The following is a 26,589-nucleotide window of genomic DNA, read 5'->3' as shown; positions in this document are numbered from 1 at the left end:
CCTTATGACACAGTTTCACCCTGCCCCATCAAAGATGACGTTAAAATCATCCGCACTCCGCCGGGTCGTTTCGGCTGTGGCTTCTGCTGGGCGCCGCTGGCTGCGCGCCGCGCTCTCCGCGGCGATTGTACCGCTGACAGCCCTTCCCGCCGCTGCTCTGGCGGAGCGGATGGAGGATATCGTCCAGCTGGAGATCCTGGATGGCGGCATCACCCGTAGTGGCACCCATATGGGCGCGATCCGTCTGACCCTGTCAGAGGGGTGGAAAACATACTGGCGCGCGCCCGGTGACGCCGGAATTCCACCGCAATTCACCTGGGCGGGATCACAAAACGTGGGCGCTGTATCGATCAAATGGCCAACGCCTGACGTGTTTCTGACCTCAGGTTTCCGGACCATCGGCTATCACGATCAGCTGGTTCTTCCGGTTGAGATCACCCCTGCAAAGACCGGCGCGCCCATCAAGCTGAAAGGTCGGATGGAGTTGGGGATCTGCAAGGATGTTTGCATTCCATCCGAACTCACCTTCGAGCAGGCCCTGAACCCGAAGAGCAGCAAAAACCCCGCCATTGTCGCAGCCCTCGCCGATCAACCGCTTTCCGCGCGGGAAGCCGGTGTGCGCCGTGCCTCCTGCGACATTGTCCCAAGCCGCTACGGCATGCAGCTGACGGCCCGCATCGCCATGCCCTCCGCTGGCGGTGAGGAGGTCGTGGTCATCGAACCGGGCGCGCCCAATCTGGCCACAACGGAAACCACCACCACACGCAACGGCGACCAGCTGGTTGCGCAGACCGAAATCGTGTCGGCGGACGGGGGCATCTTTGCCATGGACCGTTCGCAGCTGCGGTTCACGGTCCTGGGGCGTAATCATGCAGTGGACATCCGGGGCTGCACTCGCCACTAATTCCGGCAACCCTGCCCCAACGTCGGAACCGTCATGTCCAGCTCTCCTGACCCAGTAGAACGTCCCGTGCTCGGGGCACTGGCGGTTGTCTGTCACCCACAAGGGGGACAGGATCACGTCATTCTGGTCCAACGAAAGAAACCGCCCAACGCTGGCTGGTGGGGGTTTCCCGGCGGTCACGTTGAATTGGGCGAAACCGCCTCAGAGGCCGCAGCCCGCGAGCTGTTGGAAGAAACGGGCGTGATCGCCACTCCGCGCAAGATCCTGACACATGTGGATGTCATGCTGCGGGATGACGCCGGTGCTGTGCAACGGCAGTATCTTCTGGTGGCCGTGCTCTGTGACTATGTCAGCGGCACACCGCACCCCGACGATGATGCCCTGCAGGCCAGCTGGGTGCCTGTTTCAGACCTTGCGCTGACGGGCACGCCATCGTCGTCCACTCCCGCCCGGCTGCTGATCGATCAAGTGGCCGAGGTCGCCCTGCTGGCACAGGCGGAACAACAGCTGGCGGAATAGCGCAACGGTTAGGGCGTCACAGGTGCCCCCTTAGGCCCTCTGGCCGCGCGCGCCCGACAGCCGGCCCAGCCCGTAGCCCGCAAGGCTGATCACAACAGCCCCCACCAGGAACAAGGCACCGCCAGCGCGGACCGGATCCATTTCAACCAGCGCCGGAACGCCAATCCGCAACGCAGGATGCAGCGCCCCAGCGGCCATTGCGTAGCCAAGGCTCAGCGCCAACCAGGCAAGCTGTGCACCAGCCAACCCAAAGGTGAGCCAACGCAAACGCCCCGCCCGGCCCTGCAGCCCGCGGCGCAGCGCGGTAAAGGGACGTGCGATATCTGCCTGAACGGCCACCAGTGCTGGCACCACCAAGAGCACAAGGAACATGCCAAACCCCAGCCCGTAGACCAGCGTAATCACCGTCGGCTTCAGGAACTGCGCCTGTTGTGAACCCTCATACATCAGCGGGGCCAGCCCCAGCACCGTCGTCAATGTGGTCAGCATGACCGGTCGCAGACGATCCGCCGCACCATCTATGATCGAAGGGATCAAACCGCGCTCTTCGGCGTATTCGTCGATCGTTGTCACCAGAACAATCGAGTCGTTGATGATGATCCCCGTCATCCCCAACAGACCGACCACAGTGAACATCGACAGCGGAACCTCCCAGAGGTAATGGCCCCAAATCGTGCCGACCAAGCCAAATGGAATGATTGCCATGACCACCAGCGGCCGGGTCCAGCTGGCAAAGATCCACGACAAAACCAGATAAATTCCCGTCAGGCAGAGAATAAGGCCGGTACGCGCGTCATTGAGAAAATCGCTTTCCTGTTCGCTCAACCCGGCCAGCCGCCAGTCTACCTGCCGCTCACTTGCGATTTTGGGCAGGATCTCTTCCTCTAGCGCGGTGACGATTTCTTGGGCACGGGCGGGGTCATCTTCGGAAATGTCACCGGTCACTGAAATCACCCGCACGCCGTTTTCCCGCCGCACCGTGGAAAACCCGGTGCGCTGGCTGACCGAGACGATGTCGGCCAGCGGCAGATAAATCCCCGCCGGGCTCCGCATCAGCGTGCGTTCCAGGAAATCCGCCGTCAGCTCACCGTCGGGCAGTTCCACCCGGATCTCGGCGCTGCGGGGACCGTCCGGATAGGTTGCTGCTTCAATACCATTCAGCCGCCCGCGCAGCGCCCGCCCCAAGGTCTCAACCGTGAATTCAAGCGCCCGCCCCTGCGGCGTCAGCTCCAGAACCAGCTCTTCCTTGTCGTATGCAAGGTTATCCTGCACCGCAGAGACTTCTGGATAGCGCAGAAGCGCGGTCTTCAGATCCTCCGATGCCGCCTTCAGCACGTCGACCGCAGCGCCACTGAACTCGACATCCAACGCATCCCCGCCCGGTCCAGACCGCCACCCCCGGAATGAGACCGTTTCCGTCAGCGGATGCCTGCGCACGCTGTCCTGCAATTCGGCGACAAAGGCAAAGCTGGAATAGGGGCGCAGATCCGCATCGATCAGCTCGATCGAAATCCCGCCCAACAGATCCGTATCCTTGGCATCCACTCCAGCGAGCCCACGTCCGGCGTTTCCACCAATTTCTGCCATGACGAAATCGACCGGATTGCGGCCATGGCGCTGTTCATATTCGGCGCCCAACGCCTCTACCGCGCGCTGCATCTCGCGCATCATGGCCAGCGTATCCTCGCGGCTTGCCCCCTCGACCATGGCAAAATTACCGGTGACCGAGCCCCGCTCCGGCGCATTGAAAAAGCGCCATTTGACATCCCCGCCGATAAACAGCGCCAGCTGGCTCGCAAGGATCACCAAAGCACCGGCCAACACCACGTAGCGGGCCCGCACGACCAGCGCCATCAGCGGGCGAAATGCCCGGTCGCGCACCTTGCGAAAGCCACGGTTCACCACCCGGCTGGGCAAATCATACCAGTGTTCCTTGGCACTATGCGCCAGTGCATGGGCAAGGTGATTGGGCAGGATCAGAAAACACTCAACGAGCGACCCCGCCAGAACGGCGATCACCGTCAATGGGATGTCGCGGATCAGCTCTCCAAAGCGACCGCCAATCGACACAAGCCCGAAAAAGGCAATCACCGTGGTCAGCGTCGCCGCAAAAACCGGCATCGCCATGCGCCGCGCGGCGTTCTCGGCGGCAGAGACAGGGTGTTCGCCCAGACGCCGCGCCCTGAAATCGGCATGTTCCCCCACGACGATGGCGTCATCCACCACGATACCCAGCGTGATGATGAGACCGAAGAGACTGATCATGTTGATGGTCAGCCCACCAAGGTACATCAGCGCAATCGCGGCAAACATGGCCGCCGGAATGCCCGCAGCCACCCAGAACGCGATGCGGGCATTAAGAAACAGGAACAACAAGGCCAGCACCAGACCAAGGCCCATCAGCCCATTGTCGATCAGAATATCAAGCCGCCCCGTGATGGCCTCTGCACGGGTCCGGATCAGGCTGGCGCTTACCCCTTCGGGCAGGCTTGCCTGCATTTCCTCGACCACATCCTCGACCTGGGCCTGAATGCCGATCGCATCGCCCTGATCAGAGCGGTCCACCCGGATCGACATCGCCGGGTTCTCGCCGACAAAATAGGACCGATTGCGATCGACACCTTCGATGCGGATTGTTGCGACATCCCCCACCGTCAACGCCGAACCGTCCGGGTTCGTGCGCAACACGATCCCTGCGAGCTCTCCAGGCGTCCGTTTTTCGCTGCCGGTGCGGATGCGGGCATTGGCCCCGCTTACATCGCCCGCCGGGTTCGCATCGACTTCTGCCGCAATAGCCGACGCGATGTCTGCCATCGCGATGTCATGCGCAATCAGGCTGGCAGAAGGCACCTCAACCAATGTCCGTGGTGCCGCGACGCCGCGAATGGTGGTGCGGGTGACGCCCGCCTCGAACAGACGATTGACCAGTTCGTCAGCAAACAGCCCAAGCTGGCGCGGCGCGATCGGACCGGTCAGCACGATATCCGTCACCCGGTCGCGCCAGGCTCCCCGACGCACGCTGGGCTCTTCGGCCTCTTCGGGAAGGGACGTGATGCCATCCACTGCGCTTTGCACATCATCGGCAGCACGGGCCATGTCCCAGCCCGGTTCGAAATCAAGCGAGATATTTGCCCGCCCTTCACGAGAGGTGGAGCTGGTGCTTTCCACCCCATCCACCGCAAGAAGCGCGGGCTCCATCAGCTGCACAATGGCGCTGTCGATATCTTCGGGACCTGCACCTTCCCATTCAACCGAGACAGAAACGCTCTCGACGATCACATCGGGAAAGAACTGCGCCCGCATGTTCGGGATCGCAGCAGCCCCCAGAACCAGCAGCAGAACAAGAAGAAGATTGGCCAGCGTGCGGTGACGGGTGAAGTAGCTCAGCAGGCCTCCGGCGGATTGGGGCAAATTGCGCAGCATGGCGCCTTAGCCTCCCATCCGGGTTTCGATCCGGTTGACCAGCTGCGCTGGAACCTTTGCTTCGGCCAGTTGCGCCAGCACCCGTGCCTTGGCCTCTTGCGGCATGCGGCTGTTTTGCTCGACCAATGCAACCAACCGGGCCCGGTGGTCATCGCTCAGCTCGATCATCTCTGCCTCGGCCGCGCGGGTTGTTGTCTCTGTGGCAGCGGCCTCAGCCCCTTGGCGCAATGGGCGCACCTTGATACCGGCCCCCAATAGCGGTGTGCGCCCCGTCACGACCTCGCGGCCCGCAAGCCCTTCGCCACGCAGCAAGACATCATCGCCCTGCCTGCGCACCAATGTGACCGCCAGCGTCTCCAAACGATCATCTGCGCCAATCACCAGGACCGTCCCATCCGACCCCAGAGCCGAGGCTGGCAAGCGGGCAACGTCTTCAACCACAGGCTCTTCGACATGGACTGTAACAAAGTCACCGGGTTTGAAGCCCGGCGCAGTGTCGAGGCGGGCATAGATCAGCCGCCCGGCCAAGCCCTCACCTGCAGCGCCACTGTCGCGGACGGCAACCCCCGTCGCCGTCAATGCCGCACCAGTTGCATCCAGCGTCACCCGAACCGGCGCCTCTATCAGCTTGCCCGATTGATCCAGCAGTCGGGCGAACTGCACCGTAGAAACACGAAAGGCGACCTCCAGCTGGGCCGGATCCACCAGATCCGCCAGCTTTTCATTGGTCGAAACCAGCCCTCCCTCAACCAGATTCACCGACTGCAGGGTTCCATCAAAAGCCGCGGTGATGGTGGTGTCATCCAAAGTGCGCTGCGCATCCTCTAGGGCAATGCGGGCCCGCGCAAGCCGCGTGGCGGCCTGATCGATGCGCGCCTCGGCAAGGGAAACCGCCTGTCTGCGCGAAATCACCGCCTGACGTGCCTGAGCTGCGGCCAGCTCAGCAACCTCTGCGGTTGCAGCCGAGCCCACCCCACGTTCCTGCAGGTTCTGCTGCCGCTCGAGGGCGCGCGCGCGCAACGCAGCCTGGTCCTGCGCAGCGGCCAGTTCATCCTGCGCCAGGGTCAGGCCGCGACGCGCCTCGCGGTCTTCAGCCTCTGCGTCCAGCATGTCGGCCTCTGCCCCCTCAAGGGCGGCCTGCGCGTCTGCGGGATCAATCTGCACCAGAACTGTGCCAGCGGTCACATCGCCGCCATCTTCAAAGCCAGGCGCCAGCGCAACGACACGACCAGCAGCCGCCGTGCGCAATTCCAGCCGTCGACGGCTTTCAACCCGACCAAAGGCCGTGAGCTGCGGGGTGACCGCGCCCAACTCTGCTTTGACGACATTGACGGCAAATACCCGTTCACGTGCGGGTGGGGCTTTGCGCTCGTCTGACAGACGGCTCTGGATCGCGGAGGCGACGATTTGCACCGCAAACAGCAGCAACGCCGCCGTCAGCGCCGCCAGGAAAACTCCGAACACCGTGTGCCGCAAAAAGCGCATCTCTCATCCTTTTCAGGCCGGCAAACCCGGCAAAGCACCAGATTTCAGGCGCCGAGTTTATCAGCTTGTCCAAAGCTATACGAGGTTACACGCCGCCGCGGATCATTTCCGTCTCACTTCCTGCGCAAATGTTCGTCAAGGCGGGGCATGATCTCGACGAAATTGCAGGGGCGGTGCCGATAGTCGAGCTGTTTGAGCAGAATTTCATCCCAGGCATCCTTGCAGGCGCCGGGGCTGCCCGGCAGCGCAAACAGATAGGTGCCCCCCGCCACACCGCCGGTTGCCCGCGACTGGATCGCCGACGTGCCGATTTTCTGCATCGACACGATGGTAAAGACGGTGCCAAAGGCATCGATCTCTTTCTCATAGACATCGCGATGGGCCTCAACGGTCACATCCCGTCCGGTCAGCCCGGTCCCGCCCGTTGAGATCACCACGTCCACGTCGGGATCCGCCACCCACGCACGCAGCTGATCTGCAATCTGGTCGCGCTCATCCGGCAGGATCTTGCGATCGGCCAGCACATGACCTGACGTCTCCAGCCGGTCGACCAGCACCTGGCCGGACCGGTCTTCGGAGAGGGAGCGACTGTCAGACACGGTCAACACCGCGATACGCACTGGAATGAACGCTTTGCCGTCGTCAATTTGTGCCATTCTGTCAGGCCTCTCTCACTGCTTTTTCGTCATGATTTTATGCACCTGCGCACAGGCAGGGTCAGCCAGCATCAAGCCGGGATTTGATATCAAGAAGATCAGACCACGCAGCCCGTTTCTGCAGCGGCTGGCGCAGCAGGTATGCGGGGTGGAACATCGGCATGACCGGCTTGCCCCAGGCCTCGCCCCATGTGCCGCGCAGACGGGTAATGCCGCGTTTACCCATCAAGGCATCGCAGCTGATGTTTCCCATGGCAATCAGGATATCCGGATTGGCCAGCGCCACATGGCGTTCCAGAAACGGGGTCATCATCGCAATCTCTGCAGGCAGCGGGTCGCGGTTCTGCGGCGGCCGCCAAGGCAACACATTGGTGATATAGACATTGTCCTGCCGCGACAGGCCGATGGCTGCCAGCATGCGGTCCAACAGCTGCCCTGCCCGCCCCACGAAGGGACGCCCTTCCAGATCCTCGTCGCGCCCCGGCGCCTCTCCGATCACCATAACCCGTGCACCGGGCTTGCCGTCGCTGAACACCAGATTGCGCGCGCCCTTCCTCAGGTCGCAGTGTTCGAATTGGGCCAGCGCAGCCTTGAGACCGGCCAAGTCCCGCACGCCGCGCGCGATGTCGCGTGCAACCTCAACCGGGTCGACTTCCTTGGGTTTGGGTGGCGGCGCCTCTGCCTGGCGGGCGGTCGGTTTGGGCTGGCGTGCCTCAAGCTCATAGCGGTTGACCGGCGCGTCACAGATCGCGTCCGTTGCCCCCAGCTCAATCTGCCAAGCCAAAAGCGCCCGCGCGCTGTGATAATCCAATGCCGATTCCATGCCCCAAGCTACCCCGCCCGGCGACAGATCAAAATACCTGCCGTGCATGCCGCAGCAATGCGCCACGCCACGCCGCTTGCCGCAGATCAAAGCCCTGCCTATAAGGACGCCAAACAGCGCGGAGCCAGCCCATGCCCAATGCCCCCACGTCGATTGATCCGATGTCCTTCAACCAACGGCATCTCTTGGGCATTGAGCCACTCAGGCCACATGAAATCACTGCCATTCTCGACCTTGCGGACAGCTATGTTGATCTGAACCGACGCGCGGAAAAACACGCCGAGGCTTTGCACGGTCTCACTCAGATCAACATGTTCTTCGAAAACTCGACCCGCACGCAGGCCTCGTTTGAGCTCGCAGGCAAACGGTTGGGTGCTGACGTGATGAACATGGCAATGCAGGCGTCCTCGATCAAAAAGGGGGAAACCCTGATCGACACGGCGATGACCCTCAATGCGATGCACCCCGATCTTCTCGTCGTGCGTCACCCCCATTCCGGCGCCGTCGACCTTTTGGCGCAAAAGGTGAACTGCGCGGTATTGAACGCAGGCGACGGGCGGCACGAGCACCCGACCCAGGCGCTGCTGGATGCGTTGACCATCCGGCGGGCCAAGGGACGACTGCACCGGCTGAACATTGCCATCTGCGGTGACGTTGCCCATTCCCGTGTGGCTCGATCGAATCTGATCCTGCTTGGCAAAATGGAAAACCGCATCCGGCTGATCGGTCCACCGACGCTGGTGCCCAGCCAGTTCGCTGAATTTGGTGCCGAGATCTATGACGACATGCGCGAAGGTCTGAAAGATGTGGACGTGGTCATGATGCTGCGCCTTCAGAAAGAAAGGATGGACGGTGGATTCATCCCCTCTGAGCGCGAGTACTACCACCGCTATGGTCTGGACGCCGATAAGCTGGCGCTGGCCAAACCCGACGCCATCGTCATGCACCCCGGCCCGATGAACCGAGGTGTGGAAATCGACGGAACCATCGCCGATGACATCAACCGTTCTGTCATTCAGGAACAGGTAGAGATGGGGGTCGCTGTGCGTATGGCCGCGATGGACCTGCTGGCCCGCAATCTCCGTGCAAGCCGCCAGGCAGACCAACACGGCGCGGCCTGAGCCATGACAGGTGAGCACGCAAAATCTCTCTTGATCCCGGCTGGCGAACAGCGGGTCATCCATCTTTTTGACCTCGACATGCGCGCTGAACAGGCCCGGTTCCTGCGAGAGCCCGGCGCGTTGGCCCAGGTTCTGGGCATTGATGACATCGACCTCGATCATGTGGAGGTCTTTCCTGTCAGCGATCTCGAAGAGCTGGGGCTGGAAGGCTACCTGCGTGTCGGCTGCGGCATCCCCGAAGACGCGCTGCGGCCCGATCGCGCCAAACTTGAAGCCATCGACGGCTATGTGCTGCTGATCCGTTCGCGGGCTCTGCGCGGAGAGGAAACCCATCTCACCCCGGCCGAACAGATCCACCATGTCGGCGATTATCGCGAAGCCGGGGCAGATTGGGCCGCGCGCCCGGCCAGCCCCGCAGAGACCCCGGAAAGCGCCAAGCCGTTCTCCGCGCCCCGCCCCTCCCCGCGGGAGGCCCGGTCGCGGGCACGACGAATTGGTGCGGCCTTGTTCTCTGTGGTGATGGCGCTGATTGTTCTTGTTGTTCTGCTGATGGTGCGCTGATGTCCGAAACCGTATTCACCCCCGACCGGATGGCCTATTGGCGCAGCCATGCCTGGCTGGCCGTGATTGCCATGGTGGGCGCGATGGGCATTCTATGGTTCATGGGTAACCCACATGTCTGGACCGGTGCCATCGGTGGTCTGGCGGCCATCGGCCTGCGCGGCGGTTATCTCGTCTCTGACGAAATGTCCCGCGTCTGGGCGCTGGATGGCACAACAATCAAAGGTCCGGATCAGCAAGCCATCCCGCTTGCCGATGTGGCTGAATTGAACCGCCTTGCCAGCACCGTGCAGATCGTCACTCACGCTGGGCACAAATACCTGATCAAGTACCAGCCTGATCCCGCCGCCACCATTGCAACCCTGCAAAACGCCATGTCCACCCTGCCCGAGAGTTCCCGCGCATGACCCTGCTTTTTACCAACGCCCGCCTGATCGACCCAGAAGCCGGAACCGACAGCATCGGCGCGGTTCTGGTACAGAACGGGCGCATTGCGGCGGTGGAAAAGAACGACACAAACCCTGACCAATTGTTTCGCACGCGAAACATTGGGGCAGAAGATGTGACCCTTGTTGATTGCGGGGGCAAATGCCTTGCACCCGGTATCGTCGACATCGGCGTCAAGGTTTGCGAACCCGGCGAGCGTCACAAGGAAAGCTATAAATCAGCCGGTCTCGCCGCGGCTGCTGGCGGCGTGACAACAATGATCACGCGCCCGGACACCACCCCCGCCATTGACAGCCCCGAAACGCTTGAGTTCGTCACCCGTCGCGCGCAGGCCGATGCGCCCGTCAACGTGCTGGCAATGGCCGCGCTCACCAAGGGGCGCGAAGGTCGGGAGATGACAGAAATCGGCTTCCTGATGGATGCAGGTGCCGTGGCCTTTACCGATTGCGATCATGTGGTGGCCGATACCAAAGTGTTCTCTCGCGCTCTGACCTATGCCCGCAGCTGCGGCGCGCTGGTCATCGCCCACCCGCAAGAGCCGGGCCTGAGCAAGGGCGCAGCCGCAACCGCCGGCAAATTCGCGGCCCTGCGCGGCCTGCCGTCGGTCACTCCGATGGCGGAGCGGATGGGACTGGACCGCGACATTGCCCTGCTGGAAATGACCGGTGCGAAATATCACGCGGATCAGATCACCACAGCCCGCGCCCTGCCTGCGCTGGAACGGGCCAAGGCAAATGGACTGGACATCACCGCGGGCACCTCGATCCACCATCTGACATTGAATGAACTGGACGTCGCGGACTACCGCACCTTCTTTAAGGTAAAGCCCCCCCTGCGGTCCGAAGAGGACAGGCTGGCCGTGATCGAAGCGGTGCGTGAGGGGCTTATCGACGTGATCTCCTCCATGCATACCCCGCAGGATGAAGAGAGCAAACGCCTGCCCTTCGAGGAGGCGGCCGCCGGGGCCGTGGCGATGGAAACGCTGTTGCCCGCTGCGCTGAGGCTTTATCACAACGACCAGCTAGACCTGCCAACGCTGTTCCGCGCCATGTCACTGAACCCTGCCAAACGTCTGGGCCTCGCCTGCGGTCGTCTGGCCGAGGGGGCGCCTGCGGATCTGGTGCTGTTTGATCCCGACAGCCCGTTTGTCATGGATCGCTTCGCGCTGAAGTCGAAGTCACAGAACACCCCATTTGACGGGCAGCGGATGCAAGGTAGGGTGCTGGAAACCTACGTGGCGGGTGAACCCGTCTACCGGAGAAACTGATGCCACCTATCGATTCCACTTTTGCGACACTGATGTTGTGGGCCGTTGTCGGATATGGCCTGGGCTCTATTCCCTTCGGCATGGTGCTGACCCGGATCATGGGCCTTGGCAACCTGCGCCAGATCGGCTCCGGCAACATCGGCACCACCAATGTGTTGCGCACCGGCTCCAAAAAGGCGGCGGCGCTGACCCTGCTGCTGGACGGGGGCAAGGGGGCCGCTGCGGTTCTGCTGGCCCGTGCCTTGGCGAGCGAAGACGCGGCACAGTTGGCCGGGCTTGCCGCATTTGCCGGGCATTGTTTCCCGGTTTGGCTCGGCTTCAAGGGCGGCAAGGGCGTCGCTACGTTTCTTGGGCTGATGCTGGCGCTTGCCTGGCCTGTCGGCATCGCCTGCTGCCTGACATGGCTGGCCGCAGCCTATCTGAGCAAGATCTCTTCAATGGGGGCGCTGGTGTCTGCCATTGCAGCGCCAGTGTGGTGTCTGCTGCTTGGTGCGCCGATGGCAACCGTTCTCGCCGCGCTTCTGGCAATTATTATTTTGTGGCGCCACAAGGAAAACATCGCACGTTTGCGCAACGGCACAGAGCCGAAGATCGGGCAGAAGTAGCCCGCCAACCCCAAATAACCATCTGAAATATATAGATAAAGCCCCTTTCCAACCGGAAGGGGCTTTTTTGTTCACGCAGATGTGCCTCCGCAGGAGCGCAAGGGTTCTGTGCATCTGTGCGCATTCAAAATCAGTTGTTTTGAATGTGAGCAGGAAAATCCCCAACTGCAGTTCATGGCCAAACAGGCCGCATTTCGAAGACCAGAATTTCAGTACGCACAAACTTACCCATTCCAACATAGGGCGCCCTGATCGCCCGACACATCGAAAGGCTCAAACCGATGACCAAAGCAAAATCTTTCCTGGGTGGTATCGCTCTCTCCGTCGCACTGGCAACCTCCGCACTGGCCGCTGGCGTGGATATCAACGCCTCCTCGACCGGCCTCGCAATGCAGGGCTATGACCCGGTTGCCTACTTCAACGCAGGTGAGCCCACCAAAGGCTCCTACAAGGTGACCTCGTCTTTTGACGATGCGACCTACTGGTTCGCAACCGAAGAAAACAAGGCCCTGTTCGAAGCCAACCCCGAAGCCTACATCCCGGCATACGGTGGCTACTGTGCCTTTGGTGCGGCGATGGGCTTCAAATTCGACGGCGACCCGAACCAGTGGAAAATTGTCGACGACGTTCTGTACCTGAACCTGTCCAAGGACATCCAGGAACGCTGGGCGCAGGACATCCCCGGTTTCATCGAGAAAGCAGACGTGAACTGGGACAACATCGAAGACAAATCTCCCGCAGAACTGCTGGAGCAGTAAGCCAAGGCTGAATGGCCCCACTCACGCATGTCTTACGGCGGCAGGATACCCTGCCGCCGTATTCTTTTCCCAACCGGGCTGGTGCTGTTGCAAGCCCGATTACTTGGACGCCAGTCGCTCGATCGCCTCAGCGGTGCGTTTGGTGTTGTTGTAGATCCCAAGCGCCAGATAGAGCGATCCTGCAATCAGGATCACATAGAGTGTCCCGATCACCAGAACGCCAAGCGCTGCGAGCACACCGCCGCCTCCAGGCTGCATCGCTGCCAGAACGGCGCCGCCAAGCACCGCAATCAGCAGAAGAACGACAACAACGCCGACCAGTTTCTCAAACGCTGAGATGAAGAAATTTCCCATATCAATATCTTTCAAGCCATAGACAGACCGCTCCTCTATGGCTCCCACGTCTGGCAGGCAAGACTCCGGTTGCGGGGAAAAGCAGGGGTTCTGCACCAATCACGGCAAAGAAAAAGGCGCCCATGAGGGCGCCCTTTGTACGTTTGCGTGCGGTCGACGGATCAGTAGCTGTAGTCCGCATAAATCCGTGTCAGATCGCCATTCCAATCGCCGTTATAGCGATCAAGCAGCTCGTCTGCGGGCACCTTGCCAGTTTCAATGCTGTCTTTCAGCGCGTTGAGGAAATGGGTCTCATCCGGCACCAAGCCCCCTGCGCCGGCGCGGCCACGGGCCTTCAGGCCGGCTTCGGAGATGGCAACCACTTCGCGGGCGAGGTCGTGCATGTTGATGGCACCGACCTGCGCCTGCAGGCCCTGCTCTGAGGCCGCAACCCGCAGCGCCTCGCGGGTCTCGGCATCCCAGCCCTTGACCAGATCCCAGGCCGCATCGAGGCTGGACTGATCGTACATCATCCCCACCCAGAATGCAGGCAGAGCACAAAGACGACGCCAGGGGCCACCATCAGCACCGCGCATTTCCATGTATTTCTTGATCCGCGCCTCGGGGAAGGCGGTGGTCAGGTGGTCGGCCCAATCACTGAGTGTCGGGGTTTCACCGGGAAGGGCGGGCAGCTCACCCTTGAGGAAATCGCGGAAGGACATGCCAAGTGCATCAATGTATTCGCCATCGCGGTAGACAAAATACATCGGCACATCGAGGGCATATTGCACCCAGCGTTCAAAGCCGAAGCCCTCTTCGAACACGAAAGGCACCATGCCGGTACGGTCTGCATCCAGATCGCGCCAGACGCGCGAGCGCCAGGATTTGTGATTGTTTGGTTTGCCTTCAAGGAAAGGGGAGTTGGCAAAAAGCGCCGTGGCGACAGGCTGCAGTGCGATGGCCACGCGCATTTTCTGCACCATGTCCGCCTCAGAACCAAAATCAAGATTCACCTGAACGGTACAGGTACGGCGCATCATGGTGCGTCCCATGGTGCCGACTTTGCCCATATAGGCATCCATCAGCTTATAGCGCCCCTTCGGCATCAACGGCATTTCGTCGTGCGACCAGATCGGCGCGGCGCCAAGGCCGATAAAGCCGACGCCAATTTCGTCGGCGATATCCTTTACCTCGCGCAGGTGGGTGTTCACCTCGTCGCAGGTTTCGTGGATCGTCTCTAGTGGGGCACCCGACAACTCCAGCGCGCCACCCGGCTCAAGCGAGACATTTGCACCGTCTTTTTCCAGACCGATCAGCTTGCCCGCTTCGCGTATCTCGGACCAGCCGTGACGATCCCGCAGACCTTCCAGAACGGCCACGATAGAGCGGGTTCCCTCAAACGGGAGCGGCTTCAGCGTGTCCTTGCAGTAGCCGAATTTCTCATGTTCGGTGCCGATGCGCCATTGATCGCGCGGTTTGCATCCCGATGCGAGATATTCCGCCAATTGCTCGTGCCGTTCGATCGGCCCGCCGCCGGATTGAGGGATAGACATCTGGGGCTCTCCGTGAGGTTATCCGTATTGAGGTGCCAGTCGTGGTCGCAATTTCGCGCGGTGTCAATGCAACCTGTGCTGGGCAGGTCTGGTTGAAGCGCGCTCCCAGATCACGACCTGGTGAGTGCCTTTGCCGTGCAATTCTGCCAGCATTCGCTCTACTCGCAAACCAGGCAGCGACGCAAAAGCATCAAAGAGCGCATCGCTGTTGGTTGCGTTGACCGGGATGGCCAAGGTGCCATGCCCCGGTTGCTCCAGCAGCCAATGTGCGGGTTTGGCGGTGTGGTCCAATGTCAAACGCTCCAGCTCGGACAGGGCAATGCCGCCGCCCGTCAAAGGACCGAAATATGCAACCTGCCCTTCATCCACCTGAACAACGCCAGGTCCCCCCGCCCCCAAACGAAAACGCAGCCGCTGCGCGCCGATCACTGCGATGATGACAGCGATCACGATCAGGGCCCACCCCGTCAGCGCCAGAACCCCGTACGACCCCAGCGCCCATGTCAGGCCCAGGAGGCCCGTGGAGCCCGCAAGGAGCAATTCACGCCAACGCCATAGGGCGGCGCGGGCCTCGGGACGGATGAAGCTCATGTTGATGGCTCCTTTGCCGCTGTGGCGTTGGACGGGTCAAACAAGACCAGAGAGTAGCCCTCAATCTGGCGAAAGCCAATTGCCTGATAGGCCCTGACAGCAGCGTCGCCTGCTGCAAAAAGCACCGCTTTTTCGGTGCCTTTGCGGGCGGCCTGCTGCAGGTGGAGAGCAAGGGCTGCCCGCGCGTAGCCGCGACCGCGCATGTCCGGGGGCGTGTAGACACCGCCGATCTGAACCACCCCGGGAAGTTGTGCGTTAAATCCCGTCATCGCAACCCATTTCGGCCCGACCGACAAAATGCGATGACTGTCACGCAGAAGATAGCTGTCGATATCCGCAGACGCCATCGCCACCGCCTCTGCTGCGGGGGTGCCCAGCACTTCCTGATGATACGCCGCGCGCCATTGCACCAGCATGGGTCGCGGTGCTGCCGAAATTGGCATTAGGACCGCGCCCGCCAGCGCCGGGCGGTTCAGGCACGTCAGGTCAAGATCCCCAAGGTCCAGCGCCAATCCGGGTTCATCGCGGTTCAGTCGCGTTGCGCGGGCTGCGAGCCCGGTGGCGGCAAGATAGCGGCGTAGCTGGTCGGTCGCGCCAAGAACCCCTGTCTGCGGTCGGCCTGCCAGCTGTGCCTCGACAAGGGCCTGCATTGACCGCCAGTCCGCGTCCGTGGCCATTGGCGCCTGAATAAGCAGCGTACCGTCATTGGTCAGCCCAGCGACACCATTGTTCGGCGCACCACGCAGCCAGACCTTCATGGCCTTGGGCGCGGTTCCAGAAAGGCCGTGATCGCGAAGGTTGGTGAGCGGGAACATGGAGCTGGCCACATGGCGGGAGAGAAACGCCTCAATCGCGCGCTGCTCCTCCGACTGTGCCAGACGCCATGTCACCCCCAGTCACCATAGGCTTGCTGCCAGATCGTCAGCGCTGCAACCGCTGCCGTATCCGCCCGCAAAATACGCGGCCCAAGGCTCACCACATGGGATTGGGGCAGACCATGAAGGCGTTTGCGCTCTTCCTCGGAAAAACCGCCCTCTGGTCCGATGACGATGGCCCACGGGGCCTTGGCGTGATCTGCGGCAGCAAGGGTCAGGGCCGTGCCGACCTCTGCCTCGTCACAGAACATCAGCTGTCGCTCCTGCGGCCATTGGTCCAGCACGCGTGACAGTTTCTGCAGCTCTGCCACCTCCGGCACATAGGTGCCGCCGCATTGTTCTGCGGCCTCTACGGCATGGGCTTGCAACCTGTCCTGGCGGATGCGGTCAGAGTTGGTGAAATCGGTCTGGACCGGCAGGATCCGTGCGGCCCCCATTTCAGCGGCTTTTTCCACGATGAAATCGGTGCGCGCCTTTTTGATCGGAGCAAACAGAAGCCACAGATCCGGCGGCAGCATCAAAGGCCGCGATTGCTCCTGACAGACGAGCAGCCCATTGCGCTTGCCTGCTTCGGCGATCTCGGCCCGCCACTCTCCATCGCGCCCATTGAACAGAGACACCTGTCCCCCAACCGCCTGCCGCATGACCCCAAAGAGATAATGCGCCTGATCGCGGTCCAGAGGAACCGATTGCCCTGCCCCCAGTGGGTGCTCTACATACAGTCTGATCTTTGCACTCATGAGGCATACATATGCAAGGCGGGACGCCAACACCAGATGGACAGGTCGCAGATGCTGTCAAAGACAATTGGGTCGACCGACGCGCACCCGCCTGGAGCCGCCCCTACCTGCGGCTGAGCAGGGCAGACCGGCCAATCGGCACATGGCTTTTGCTGATCCCCTGCTGGTGGGGTTTGGCACTGGCGATCCTGTGGGACCAAAGTCCGCGTTGGGAAGATCTTTGGATCTTTGTCGCCTGCGCGGCTGGATCCTGGCTGATGCGCGGCGCTGGCTGCACGTGGAATGACATCACCGACCGCAATTTCGACGGTCAGGTGGAGCGCACGCGCTCGCGCCCGATCCCGTCCGGTCAGGTCACGGTCAAAGGTGCCGTGATCTGGATGGGGCTACAGGCGCTGATTTCTTTCGCCATCTTGCTGAGCTTTAATCAGGCGACGGTCGCGATGGGTATTCTTGCCCTGTTCCCGGTTGCGATCTACCCATTTGCCAAACGCTTTACCTGGTGGCCCCAAGTGTTTCTGGGACTGGCGTTCAACTGGGGCGCCATGCTGGCGTGGGTTGCCCATACCGGAACGCTGAACTGGCCTGCCGTGGTTCTGTATTTGGCAGGCATTGCCTGGACGCTGTTTTATGACACGATCTATGCCCATCAGGACACCGAAGATGATGCGCTGATTGGCGTCAAATCCACGGCGCGCCTGTTTGGCACCGATACGCCAATGTGGCTGCGCCGCTTTATTGTCGCCACCGTAAGCCTGATGGCGCTGGCGGTCATCATGGCCGTACAGCCCAACGGCTCTGTGCTTGCCTTGGTCCTTGCGCTGGTTGGCCCCTGGGCGATGGGATGGCACATGACGTGGCAGCTGCGTGCCTTTGATGCCGAAAATGGTGACAGGCTTTTGCAACTGTTCCGGCTCAACCGCGATACCGGCTTGATTCCGCTCATCTTCTTTGCTGCAGCCTTGTTCGCGTGATTGAACCTGCCACATTGCCCCTGTAAGACTTCTGAAAGCCGTTTCTGCGGCCGCCAAACGGAGACCCGCTGACACATGCGTCTATCCTCGCTTCTTATATCTGGCCTGACCTTCACCGGAGCTGCGGCTCTGAGCCTGGTTGTGGCCGGGTTTGCCGTCACGGGGATCGAAGCAGGCAGTGAAACAGCCGTAAGGCGCGAGCTGGACAAGGCAGGATACACTTGGGCCGAAGTCACCGCCGATGGCCTGCGGGTCATTTTGAACGGCACCGCCCCGGACGAAGCCACCCGCTTTGGGGTGATCTCGCTTGTCGGTGGCGTGGTGGATGCGGCCCGCATCATTGACGACATGGAGGTCACCCCCTCCAAAGGCATCGCACCGCCCCGTTTTTCGGTTGAGATCCTGCGCAATGACAGCGGCGTGTCGATCATCGGCCTGATCCCGCGGGCGACCAACCGTGACGACGTGATCGAACGGCTGAACACCATTGCCGGTGCCGATCAGGTCGCGGACCTTTTGGAAACGGCAAACTACACGGCCCCCACCGGCTGGATGGATGCAGTTGAATTCGCCCTGGATGCGCTGAGCCTGCTGCCGCGTTCAAAGATCTCGGTTGAAGCGCAGGAGGTTTCGGTCACCGCGATTTCCGACAGCGCCGAGGCAAAGGAGCAGATCGAAAAGCGCCTGAACCGCATGGCACCTGCCGGTCTGCGGCTCTCGCTGGATATTGCGGCCCCGCGTCCGGTCATCACGCCGTTCACCCTGCGCTATAGCATTGACGAGAACGGCGGACAGTTTGACGCCTGCTCTGCCGAGAGCGAACTGAGCCGCGACCGTATTCTGCGGGCCGCGAAAAAGGCGGGATATGACGGCAGTTTCGACTGTGTGATCGGCATGGGTGTGCCCTCTCCCAATTGGGCACGTGCAGCAGAGCTGGGCATCGGCGCGCTGGCGGAACTGGGCGGCGGATCGGTGACGATTGCCAATGCAGACATGACGCTGGTCGCCGCCGAGGGTACGGCGCCTGCGTTGTTTGATACCGTGGTGGGCGAGCTGGAAAGCGCGCTGCCACAGGTTTTTGCCGTGCATGCAGTTCTGCCCGAGCCGGAAACGGATACGGCCCAAGGCCCCTCCGAGTTTGTTGCCACCCTCAGCCCGGAAGGGCAGGTTCAGCTGCGCGGACGGATTTCTGACGAGGCCCTGCGCGAGATTTCCACAAGCTATGCAAAGGCGCGGTTTGGCAGCGGCAACGTCTACAGCGCCACGCGGGTTGTCGATGACCTGCCTGTGGACTGGCCGGTGCGGGTATTGGCCGGGCTAGAGGCGCTGTCCTTTCTTGAGCGGGGCGCCGTGTCAGTCATGCCAGACAGTCTGCAGCTGACCGGCATGAGCCACCGAGAAGACGCCCCCACGGAAATCGCCAAACTGTTGTCCGAAAAACTGGGCGAAGCCGAAAGCTATGATCTGAACGTCACCTATGAAGAGCCTCCTGAACCTGCCGACAAACCGATGTCGCCAGAGCTGTGCGAGGCTGAACTGGCGGCGGTACAGACGGTTTCCAAGATCACCTTTGAGCCCGGTTCCGCCACGGTGGCCGCCGGCAGCCGTGATACCCTTGACCAGATCGCCGACATCTTGGCGCGCTGTGACGGCGTGCGACTGGAAATCCAGGGACACACCGACAGCCAGGGGCGCGAAGAGATGAACCAGAATCTCAGCCAGGCGCGCGCGCAATCGGTTCTGAACGAGTTGCGGGATCGACGCATCGTCACGTCCAGCTTTTCCGCCAAGGGCTATGGCGAAAGCACCCCAATTGCCACAAACGACACCGAAGAAGGTCGCGAAGCCAACCGTCGCATCGAATTCCGCCTGATCCGCCCGGCGGCGACAGACCCGACCAGCGAAACCACCCTTGATGCCGCGGCCTCAGCGCCGGAATCGGCTGACGACAGCGAATAGGAGAGACTTGGCCCAATGAACAGAACCGAGTTCATCATCACCACTGCCATCATCCTGTTTGTTGCTTTTGCGATGGGTTGGTTTGCCAACTGGCTGGTCCATCGTTTCACCCGGGTGAAGCAAAGCGATGTTGCCGATCTGGACCGGATGAGCCAGGAGCTGCATGAAGCAGAGGAAACCCGCGATCAGGCGATCACCTATCTGCAACAGCGGGAATCGGAGTTGTCCAACCAACTGGCACAGACCGAAGCAGAGCTGCGCGCTGCGATGGACGGTTTGCGTGATGCGCGACGCGAAGCGGAAGAACTACGCGCCCAGTTGCACAGCTGACGGCGATCTGATCTGACGAGATGGAAACGACGCGCGCCGCGGGCCTAGGCCCAGCGGTCCAGCGCCTCTTCGTCGCTGTCCTTTGCCTCGACCCAGTTCCCTGCCCCATCCTGCAACAGCTCTTTTTTCCAGAAAGGGGCGCGGGACTTCAGATAGTCCATCAGGAATTCAGCCGCCTCAAAGGCGTGCAGCCGGTGGCGCGACGCTGTGGCGACCATCATGATCTGTTCGCCGGGCACGAGACGGCCATGACGGTGAATGACCAGTACATCCGCAAGAGACCAACGAGCCATTGCCTCATCCGCAATCTTGCGGATCGCGCGTTCCGTCATCCCCGGATAATGCTCGATCTCCATCGCGACCATATCGCCGTTGTCCGATCCCCGCACCACGCCAGTAAAGGTCACGATGGCACCGGCATTGGCGCCACTGTCCGAGAGCCCCGCCGCAAAGCGGTTGCTTTCCTCTCCGATGTCGAAAAGACCATCCTGAACGGCAATGCGCATGGATCAGCCCCCGGTCATCGGCGGGAAGAAAGCCACTTCGCGGACGCCATCAAGCGGAGCGTCGAAATCAGAGAGATCCTGATCGAGAGCCACCCGTAGTGCGGACAGATCAGAAAAGGCCACGGCATAGCGGTCTTCACGCGCGCTCAGTTCCGCCACCAGTTCCCGCACAGTGGCGGCAGAGGTTTCCACCCGTTCTTTGGGGAGGCCAATGCGTTCACGCACCCAAGCGAAATAGAGAATATCCATCAACGGGTCTCCTTCAGATGCGGCATAGCCTTGCGCAGATAGTCCGCGCCGGTGATGAGGGTGAGCGCGGCGGCGATTGTCAGCAGGACAAGTCCGACACGTCCGGTCCAGACCATGCCTTCCAGCTTCCAGCGCAATCCAAGTTCATCACTGACCTGCCCACGCAGAATTTGGTCGATCAACAGATCATCCATCCCAAAGGACGACATCACCAGATAGTGCTCGAATATGCCCTGTGAAAACAGGGTCGCAATTGCGACCATCTGGGCGGTTGTCTTCCATTTGGCGAGGTTGGTGACCTTGAGCGTCCCCGCTGTGTCGCCCAGATATTCTCGCAGGCCGGACACAAAGACCTCGCGGAACAGGATGATCGTGGCAGGCAGCACCAGCCAGGGCGTCCAGTGTTCAGCCGAAAACCCGACAAGGATCATCAGAGCAATGACAACCATCGCCTTGTCCGCAATCGGATCCAACATCGCCCCCAGTTTGGTTTCCTGCTTCCAGGCACGTGCCAGGTAGCCGTCAAACCAATCCGTAATCGCAGCGCTCACGAACAGGATCAGGGCAAACCAATCCGCATAAGGCCGCGAGAAATACAGGAACATGATCGCAAGACCGGGGGCCGCAAGCAGCCGCATCAGGGTCAGGATATTCGGGACAGTCCATTTCATGGCTGCACACTAGCCCGCTGCGATGCAGGTGGAAAGCGCAACAAATCAAAATCTGCGCGAGATGGACATCCTGACGCAAAGCGATCTTTTGACCAGAAAGTCAGGGTCTTGCACCGGAATGATACAGGCGCCGCCCAAGGAGCCCATGCCATGTGGCAGTGCCTGTCCATCTGGTCAGCCCTGCGTGTGGAAGAAATCATAAATACGCTGGGCCAGCGCAGCCGAGACCCCCTCTACCGCGGTGAGATCCGCAAGGTTGGCGCGGCTCACGGCCTTGGCGCTGCCGAAATGCGCAAGAAGCGCCCGTTTGCGCGCGGCCCCCACTCCCGGCACCTCATCCAGCGGGTTCGCGCCCATTGCCTTGGCCCGTTTCGCCCGATGCGTGCCGATCGCGAATCTGTGGGCCTCGTCACGCAGGCGCTGCACGAAATAGAGCACCGGATCATTGCGTTGCAGCGCGAAAGGTCGCTCTCCGAGGCGATGGAATTCTTCCTTGCCGTGATCGCGATCCACCCCCTTGGCAACGCCAACCATGGGAATGTCGTCAACGCCGCGCTCTGCCATGATCTCTGCCACAGCAGAGACCTGCCCAGCCCCACCGTCGATCAGCAGCAGGTCCGGCCAGAGGCCTTTTTCCTTGTCGGGGTCTTCCTTGAGCAAGCGGGAAAAACGACGGTTCAGCACCTCTTTCATCATGCCAAAGTCATCGCCCGGCGTCAGCTCATCCCCCTTGATGTTGAATTTGCGGTAGGCGTTTTTCATGAAACCTTCGGGGCCAGAGACGATCATCGCCCCAACCGCATGGCTGCCCTGAATGTGCGAGTTGTCGTAGACTTCGATCCGCTGTGGCGGCCCCTCCAGTCCAAAGGCATCCGCAACGCCGCGCAGCAGTTTGGCCTGCGTCGCGCTTTCCGCCATCCGGCGAGCCAGCGATTCCCGTGCATTGCGCACGGCACCTGCCACCAGTTCGGTCTTTTCACCGCGCTGAGGCACAAGGATCTCTACTTTGCGGCCGGCCTTTTCACTGAGGGCCTGCTCCATCAGGTCACAATTTTCGATCTCATCCGACAGGATCAATTGCCGTGGCGGTTCCTTGTTGTCGTAGAACTGGCCCAGAAAGGCCTCCATCACCTCGGCCGCAGCGACATCACCGCTAAGGCGCGGGTAGAAATCCTGGTTGCCCCAGTTTTGATTGGCCCGAATGAAGAAGACCTGAACGCAGGCCTGACCGCTGTCTATATGCAGGCCGATCACATCAGCCTCTGCCACGCCGCGAGGGTTGATGCCCTGCGAGGTCTGCACTTGGGTCAGGGCCTTGATCCTGTCGCGCAGCGCGGCGGCGCGCTCGAATTCCATGGCTTCGGAGGCCTCGGCCATCTGCTCGGCCAGCTCTTCCTGGATCTTGGTTGAGCGCCCGGAAAGAAAGCGTTCTGCATCGCGGACAGAGGCTGCGTAGTCCTCTGCCGAGATTTCGCCGGTACAAGGCGCGGTGCAGCGTTTGATCTGATACTGCAGGCACGGCCGGGTGCGACTTTCAAACATCGCATTGCTGCAGTTGCGCAAAAGAAACGCCTTTTGCAGCTGATTGAGCGTTCGGTTCACCGCCCCGGCGCTGGCGAAGGGACCGAAATAGCTGCCCTTTTCCCGGCGCGTTCCGCGATGTTTCTTGATCTGGGGAAAGGCGTGATCCTTGGCCACCAGAATATTGGGAAAGCTCTTATCGTCGCGCAGCAGCACGTTGTACTTGGGCTTCAGCTGCTTGATCAGGTTCTGTTCCAGCAGCAGCGCCTCTGTTTCTGTCCGCGTGGTCAGGAACATCATGGAGGCGGTCAGCGAGATCATTTTCTCGATCCGCGGAGAATGGCCAGGCCGGGAATAGTTTGACACCCGCGCCCGCAGGTTGCGGGCTTTGCCCACATAAAGAACCCGGCTCTCGCTATCCAGCATGCGATACACGCCAGGCGAGTTGTCCAGAGTCTTGAGATAATCCTGGATCACGCCATAGCCGGTTCGCGGTGCTTTGCGCTCGGGTTCGGGTGCTGTGTCAGAGTGCTGTTCTGTCATGGCCGCAGATGTATGATTCCCCTTGTCGGTCTGCAATGTTCGGGCGGCAGGATCAACCGTGAACAAATCCACCAAAGCTGTGGATAAGTCTGGTAATATCTTATGGCTATCCGCCATTTTTCCTTATTTTTGGCCGGTTTCCATCGTTTGCACAAAAAATAGGCAGAAGTATAACCAGCTGTTTTAAAAGGAAACTTTTGTGGACATCGGACAAGTTTATGATTTCAAATGAGTTTCTGTAACGGTTTTGCGACTGCTTAATCCGACGTGCACAACTTCGGCGCTACCACTTTTGAACCGCCCTGTATTCTGGTCACTCCAACCCAACCACATCCGGGGTTTGCCAGCTCAGATGCTGACCGCTATCGACGCAGATCATTTGTCCAGTCACAGCTTTGGCATCCAGCAGATAAGCCAAGGCTGTGGTGATCTCATCCGGGTCGGCACCACGTTGCAAGAGCGTGCTGGCGCATTGTTTGGCGAACTGTTCCTCGCTCTGGCGGGGGCCACGCAGGGTTGGCCCGGGGCCAATTGCATTTACCCTTATCCGTGGCGCGAGCGCCTGAGCGCTGGTTTGCGTCAGGGTCCAAAGCGCTGACTTGGCGAGTGTGTAGGTCATGAACTCGGGCGTGAGTTTGCGCACCCGCTGATCAATCATGTTCACAACGAGAGCGGAGGCCAGCGGACGCCCATCCGCACTGTATTGCAAATGGAGATCCTGAGCAGCAAGCCGCTGGGTCAGGATGAACGGCGCGCGAAGATTGCTTTCCATGTGCCGGTCCCAGCTATCGCGGCTGGCGGTTTGGATATCGTCGAATTCAAAGATGGACGCGTTGTTGATGAGGCAGGTGATCGGGCCGCCCAGTGCCTCGGCTGCTGCGGGCAGCAGGGTTTCGGTCTCTGCCTCTTTCAGCAGGTCCGCACGAAGAGTTTGCGCATTGCAGCCCAGATCCCGAACATCTGCGGCAGTTTGTTCTGCCGCCTCCTGCGAACTGGCGTAATGCACGGCCACGTCATAGCCCCGTCGTGCCAGTTCCAGCGCCATGGCACGCCCGAGGCGTTTGCCTGCGCCTGTAACCAATGCCCGCATCCTGCTCTCCTCTTTTTCAGTCCGGGGTTGGCCCCGGACCTAAAAGCTAGAACAGCTGTACCAGGTAGACCACATAAATGGCCGACAAAATGATCCCCCAGGTGCGGGTAATGTCCTTTTTGAAAAAGACAAACGGCACCAGCACGAGAGACGCCCCAAGCATCACCCACAGATCCACGCGCAGGAATGCCGGATCCACGGTGATCGGACCCACAAAAGTCGCGATGCCAATGATCGCAAGCAGGTTGAACATGTTGGACCCGATGACATTGCCAAGCGCGACATCGGCCTGTCGGCGCAGCGCTGCCATAACGGTGGTGGCGAGTTCCGGCAGAGAGGTGCCGATAGCGACAAGCGTCAGGCCGATCACCGTGTCGGTGACGCCGTACATGCGGGCAATGATCGAGGCGTTGTCGACCAGGAGATCCGCACCAAGTGGCAGGCCAATCAGACCGAGGAGCAGATATATCCCGATCCGCCAATACGGCATGTCCGGATCGGCCTCTTCGATGTCATCAAGGTCGCTGTCCTTGCCATTCTTGCGATGCGCGCGGGCCTCGCGAAAGGCAACGCCCAGCACAAAGGCCAGCGCGGCAAGCAGGATCAGGCCGGACGTCACAGTGAACTCGCCTAGGAAAGCAAGCGCGATGAACAGAACCGAAGCCATCAGCATGAAGACATAGTTCTTGCGCGTGTCGCATTCGCTTGTGTGCAGGGCCCGCATCAGCGCGGGAATGCCCAGCACCAGCAGAATATTCGCCGTGTTAGAGCCAACGACATTGCCAAGCGCGATGCCGTCGGCGTTGTCCCCGACCGCGCTGATCGCGATCAGCAGTTCAGGCGCTGAGGTGCCAAAGGCAACGATGGTCAGACTGACGATCAGCGCAGGTACACCCAACCGCAGGCTGAGGTTCACCGCGCCACGCACCAACGCGTCCCCTGCCAAGAGCAGGATCACCAATCCGAGGGCAGAAAAAAGCCATGGCATCATTGCCGAGGCCCTCCATTCTTTTTGCAGGCACAGGGGCCTTTTCCGATCTTGAAGCGGCCGCAGCTGTTGCACCGCCGGGAGGCCAGTCGTTTCTGGCCGGGCAAGCGCAACTTGCCGAACATGGCCAACACGGCCATCACAACAAGGAACAGGGAAACAATCTTAAAAATCACGTCAGAGGCCAAACCGCGCAAACTCGGCGCGTTCCTCGATGCTGGACAGGGCATCCTGTGCCACCTGCATGCCAAGCCGCCCCAGAAGCGGCTTCTTGACCCCGTAGCGGCGCAAGCGGACCTTGTCGCCGAACCGTGCCTGCAGTTTTGGTCGCAGGTGATCGATCCCGTCGATCAAACCGAGGGAGACGGCACGACGCCCGAGCCAGATCTCGCCGGTAAAGAGATCCTGATCCTGAACCAGCTTGTCGCCGCGACGATCTTTGACGTGGGTGATGAAGTTCTCGTGGATGTCGCCCAGCAGCTCCTTGAGGCGGGCCACATCCTCGGGGTTTTCCGGGCGGAACGGGTCCAGCATGGATTTGCTCTTACCCGCGGTGTAGACGCGTCGCTCCACGCCTTGGCGGGCCAGCAGGACATGTGCCCCAAAGCCTGCGGAGATTACCCCGATAGAGCCCACAACAGAGCTGTCATCCGCATAGATTTCGTCTGCCGATGCCGCCAACCAGTAGCCGCCCGATGCCGCCACATCCTCGACAAAAGCGAGAGTTGGTACTTTCAGCTCTTGTGAGAGGCGGCGAATACGTGCGCCGATCAGCGCGCTCTGCACCGGCGACCCACCGGGAGAATTGATCTCAAATGCGACCGCCGCAGGTTTGCCCTTGCGGAACGCGCGCTCCAAAACCGGGGCCAGCGTCACATCATTCAACGCGCCGCGTCCGGCCATGCCAATGGCACCCTGAAGGCGCACGACAGCGACAAGCGGCGGTTTTTTCAAAAAGGGCAGAGTGAGCTTCATGGCGCCGATGTAGAATGCCGACTGCCCTGAAACAAGGGATGGCCCCGGAACGAACCGGGGCCATCAGCAAAAAAGCCACTATGATCCGGCAAATTTGCAACGCTGACGGGCGCATTGCGCGC

The 26,589-nt window shown here is 60.9% G+C and carries 26 protein-coding genes and 1 pseudogene; 11 read left to right on the top strand and 16 right to left on the bottom strand.

All coding sequences use genetic code 11. From position 1 onward, the window contains the following. Positions 1 to 4 precede the first annotated feature (4 nt). Positions 5 to 904, top strand: coding sequence for a protein-disulfide reductase DsbD domain-containing protein (locus NIT7645_RS11735; RefSeq protein ID WP_008559047.1), 900 nt, complete (start codon positions 5 to 7; stop codon positions 902 to 904). A 33-nt stretch (positions 905 to 937) separates the two neighbouring features. Continuing rightward, the gene (locus NIT7645_RS11730) at positions 938 to 1,423 is read left to right on the top strand and encodes an NUDIX hydrolase (protein WP_037302580.1); all 486 of its coding nucleotides are present in this window, start codon (positions 938 to 940) and stop codon (positions 1,421 to 1,423) included. Between the two features lie 30 nt (positions 1,424 to 1,453). On the opposite strand, the gene NIT7645_RS11725 is transcribed toward NIT7645_RS11730, so the two are convergent. The 4 genes from NIT7645_RS11725 to NIT7645_RS11710 form a co-directional block, all read right to left on the bottom strand. Beyond that, positions 1,454 to 4,846, bottom strand: a complete 3,393-nt coding sequence (locus NIT7645_RS11725) for an efflux RND transporter permease subunit (protein ID WP_050687184.1) — start codon at positions 4,844 to 4,846, stop codon at positions 1,454 to 1,456. 6 nt (positions 4,847 to 4,852) lie between these two features. Next, complete coding sequence (locus tag NIT7645_RS11720) at positions 4,853 to 6,331, bottom strand: efflux RND transporter periplasmic adaptor subunit (RefSeq protein WP_008559484.1); 1,479 nt, start codon at positions 6,329 to 6,331, stop codon at positions 4,853 to 4,855. Between the two features lie 113 nt (positions 6,332 to 6,444). Continuing rightward, positions 6,445 to 6,987, bottom strand: a complete 543-nt coding sequence (gene moaB, locus NIT7645_RS11715; protein WP_008560592.1) for a molybdenum cofactor biosynthesis protein B — start codon at positions 6,985 to 6,987, stop codon at positions 6,445 to 6,447. Between the two features lie 61 nt (positions 6,988 to 7,048). Further along, positions 7,049 to 7,810, bottom strand: a complete 762-nt coding sequence (locus NIT7645_RS11710) for a uracil-DNA glycosylase (protein ID WP_037302581.1) — start codon at positions 7,808 to 7,810, stop codon at positions 7,049 to 7,051. 131 nt (positions 7,811 to 7,941) lie between these two features. Here NIT7645_RS11710 and NIT7645_RS11705 point away from each other — a divergent pair, with 131 nt between their 5' ends. The 6 genes from NIT7645_RS11705 to NIT7645_RS11680 all read left to right on the top strand — a co-directional run bounded on the left by NIT7645_RS11705 (position 7,942) and on the right by NIT7645_RS11680 (position 12,569). Further along, a complete protein-coding gene (locus NIT7645_RS11705; protein ID WP_008559192.1) occupies positions 7,942 to 8,931 on the top strand; it encodes an aspartate carbamoyltransferase catalytic subunit in 990 nt (329 codons plus the stop codon). Positions 8,932 to 8,934: 3 nt separating this feature from the next. After that, the gene (locus NIT7645_RS11700) at positions 8,935 to 9,492 is read left to right on the top strand and encodes a hypothetical protein (protein WP_008561723.1); all 558 of its coding nucleotides are present in this window, start codon (positions 8,935 to 8,937) and stop codon (positions 9,490 to 9,492) included. Continuing rightward, a complete protein-coding gene (locus NIT7645_RS11695) occupies positions 9,492 to 9,899 on the top strand; it encodes a hypothetical protein (protein WP_008560616.1) in 408 nt (135 codons plus the stop codon). The genes NIT7645_RS11700 and NIT7645_RS11695 overlap by 1 nt, the downstream gene beginning before the upstream one ends. Then, the gene (pyrC, locus tag NIT7645_RS11690; protein ID WP_008560628.1) at positions 9,896 to 11,206 is read left to right on the top strand and encodes a dihydroorotase; all 1,311 of its coding nucleotides are present in this window, start codon (positions 9,896 to 9,898) and stop codon (positions 11,204 to 11,206) included. The genes NIT7645_RS11695 and pyrC overlap by 4 nt, the downstream gene beginning before the upstream one ends. Then, a complete protein-coding gene (plsY, locus tag NIT7645_RS11685) occupies positions 11,206 to 11,811 on the top strand; it encodes a glycerol-3-phosphate 1-O-acyltransferase PlsY (protein WP_008560756.1) in 606 nt (201 codons plus the stop codon). Before pyrC ends, plsY begins: the two co-directional genes overlap by 1 nt. A gap of 281 nt (positions 11,812 to 12,092) precedes the next feature. Next, positions 12,093 to 12,569, top strand: a complete 477-nt coding sequence (locus NIT7645_RS11680) for a YHS domain-containing (seleno)protein (protein WP_008562461.1) — start codon at positions 12,093 to 12,095, stop codon at positions 12,567 to 12,569. 99 nt (positions 12,570 to 12,668) lie between these two features. Here NIT7645_RS11680 and NIT7645_RS11675 read toward each other — a convergent pair whose 3' ends face one another. The 5 genes from NIT7645_RS11675 to NIT7645_RS11655 form a co-directional block, all read right to left on the bottom strand. Continuing rightward, positions 12,669 to 12,923 carry a hypothetical protein gene (locus tag NIT7645_RS11675; RefSeq protein ID WP_008560287.1) on the bottom strand — a complete coding sequence of 85 codons (255 nt, stop codon included), beginning with the start codon at positions 12,921 to 12,923 and terminating at the stop codon, positions 12,669 to 12,671. Between the two features lie 161 nt (positions 12,924 to 13,084). Beyond that, the gene (locus tag NIT7645_RS11670; protein WP_008561563.1) at positions 13,085 to 14,455 is read right to left on the bottom strand and encodes a glutamate--cysteine ligase; all 1,371 of its coding nucleotides are present in this window, start codon (positions 14,453 to 14,455) and stop codon (positions 13,085 to 13,087) included. A gap of 63 nt (positions 14,456 to 14,518) precedes the next feature. After that, on the bottom strand, positions 14,519 to 15,046 hold the full coding sequence (locus NIT7645_RS11665) for a hypothetical protein (RefSeq protein ID WP_008559828.1): 528 nt from the start codon (positions 15,044 to 15,046) through the stop codon (positions 14,519 to 14,521). Then, positions 15,043 to 15,936 carry a GNAT family N-acetyltransferase gene (locus NIT7645_RS11660; RefSeq protein ID WP_050687182.1) on the bottom strand — a complete coding sequence of 298 codons (894 nt, stop codon included), beginning with the start codon at positions 15,934 to 15,936 and terminating at the stop codon, positions 15,043 to 15,045. The genes NIT7645_RS11665 and NIT7645_RS11660 overlap by 4 nt, the downstream gene beginning before the upstream one ends. Then, positions 15,933 to 16,661, bottom strand: a complete 729-nt coding sequence (locus NIT7645_RS11655) for a 16S rRNA (uracil(1498)-N(3))-methyltransferase (protein ID WP_050687180.1) — start codon at positions 16,659 to 16,661, stop codon at positions 15,933 to 15,935. Before NIT7645_RS11655 ends, NIT7645_RS11660 begins: the two co-directional genes overlap by 4 nt. A gap of 11 nt (positions 16,662 to 16,672) precedes the next feature. Here NIT7645_RS11655 and ubiA point away from each other — a divergent pair, with 11 nt between their 5' ends. From ubiA to NIT7645_RS11640, 3 genes are all read left to right on the top strand, one after another. Continuing rightward, on the top strand, positions 16,673 to 17,635 hold the full coding sequence (gene ubiA, locus NIT7645_RS11650) for a 4-hydroxybenzoate octaprenyltransferase (RefSeq protein WP_008558773.1): 963 nt from the start codon (positions 16,673 to 16,675) through the stop codon (positions 17,633 to 17,635). A gap of 75 nt (positions 17,636 to 17,710) precedes the next feature. Continuing rightward, positions 17,711 to 19,594, top strand: a complete 1,884-nt coding sequence (locus NIT7645_RS11645) for an OmpA family protein (protein ID WP_008560115.1) — start codon at positions 17,711 to 17,713, stop codon at positions 19,592 to 19,594. A 15-nt stretch (positions 19,595 to 19,609) separates the two neighbouring features. Continuing rightward, the gene (locus tag NIT7645_RS11640; protein WP_008560517.1) at positions 19,610 to 19,924 is read left to right on the top strand and encodes a hypothetical protein; all 315 of its coding nucleotides are present in this window, start codon (positions 19,610 to 19,612) and stop codon (positions 19,922 to 19,924) included. A gap of 44 nt (positions 19,925 to 19,968) precedes the next feature. Here the strand turns inward: NIT7645_RS11640 and NIT7645_RS11635 are convergent, their stop codons facing one another. The 7 genes and pseudogenes from NIT7645_RS11635 to NIT7645_RS11600 all read right to left on the bottom strand — a co-directional run bounded on the left by NIT7645_RS11635 (position 19,969) and on the right by NIT7645_RS11600 (position 26,467). Beyond that, a complete protein-coding gene (locus NIT7645_RS11635; RefSeq protein ID WP_008560206.1) occupies positions 19,969 to 20,430 on the bottom strand; it encodes a molybdenum cofactor biosynthesis protein MoaE in 462 nt (153 codons plus the stop codon). Between the two features lie 3 nt (positions 20,431 to 20,433). Then, complete coding sequence (moaD, locus tag NIT7645_RS11630) at positions 20,434 to 20,679, bottom strand: molybdopterin converting factor subunit 1 (RefSeq protein ID WP_008559796.1); 246 nt, start codon at positions 20,677 to 20,679, stop codon at positions 20,434 to 20,436. Beyond that, positions 20,679 to 21,350: a CDP-diacylglycerol--glycerol-3-phosphate 3-phosphatidyltransferase gene (gene pgsA, locus NIT7645_RS11625; RefSeq protein WP_008562034.1), complete on the bottom strand. Its 672-nt coding sequence runs from the start codon at positions 21,348 to 21,350 to the stop codon at positions 20,679 to 20,681. Before pgsA ends, moaD begins: the two co-directional genes overlap by 1 nt. Before the next feature lie 174 nt (positions 21,351 to 21,524). Further along, positions 21,525 to 23,414, bottom strand: a complete 1,890-nt coding sequence (gene uvrC, locus NIT7645_RS11620) for an excinuclease ABC subunit UvrC (RefSeq protein WP_037302987.1) — start codon at positions 23,412 to 23,414, stop codon at positions 21,525 to 21,527. Between the two features lie 313 nt (positions 23,415 to 23,727). Next, positions 23,728 to 24,513 (bottom strand): annotated as a pseudogene (locus NIT7645_RS11615) (SDR family oxidoreductase); the annotation flags it as partial. A 37-nt stretch (positions 24,514 to 24,550) separates the two neighbouring features. Beyond that, complete coding sequence (locus NIT7645_RS11610) at positions 24,551 to 25,495, bottom strand: calcium/sodium antiporter (RefSeq protein ID WP_008561879.1); 945 nt, start codon at positions 25,493 to 25,495, stop codon at positions 24,551 to 24,553. A gap of 174 nt (positions 25,496 to 25,669) precedes the next feature. Next, complete coding sequence (locus NIT7645_RS11600; protein ID WP_008561487.1) at positions 25,670 to 26,467, bottom strand: S49 family peptidase; 798 nt, start codon at positions 26,465 to 26,467, stop codon at positions 25,670 to 25,672. Positions 26,468 to 26,589: the final 122 nt, after the last annotated feature.

This window comes from Phaeobacter italicus, from assembly GCF_001258055.1.
In the GTDB taxonomy this organism is placed as follows: domain Bacteria; phylum Pseudomonadota; class Alphaproteobacteria; order Rhodobacterales; family Rhodobacteraceae; genus Phaeobacter; species Phaeobacter italicus.
This window is presented reverse-complemented; position numbering and strand designations above follow the sequence as displayed.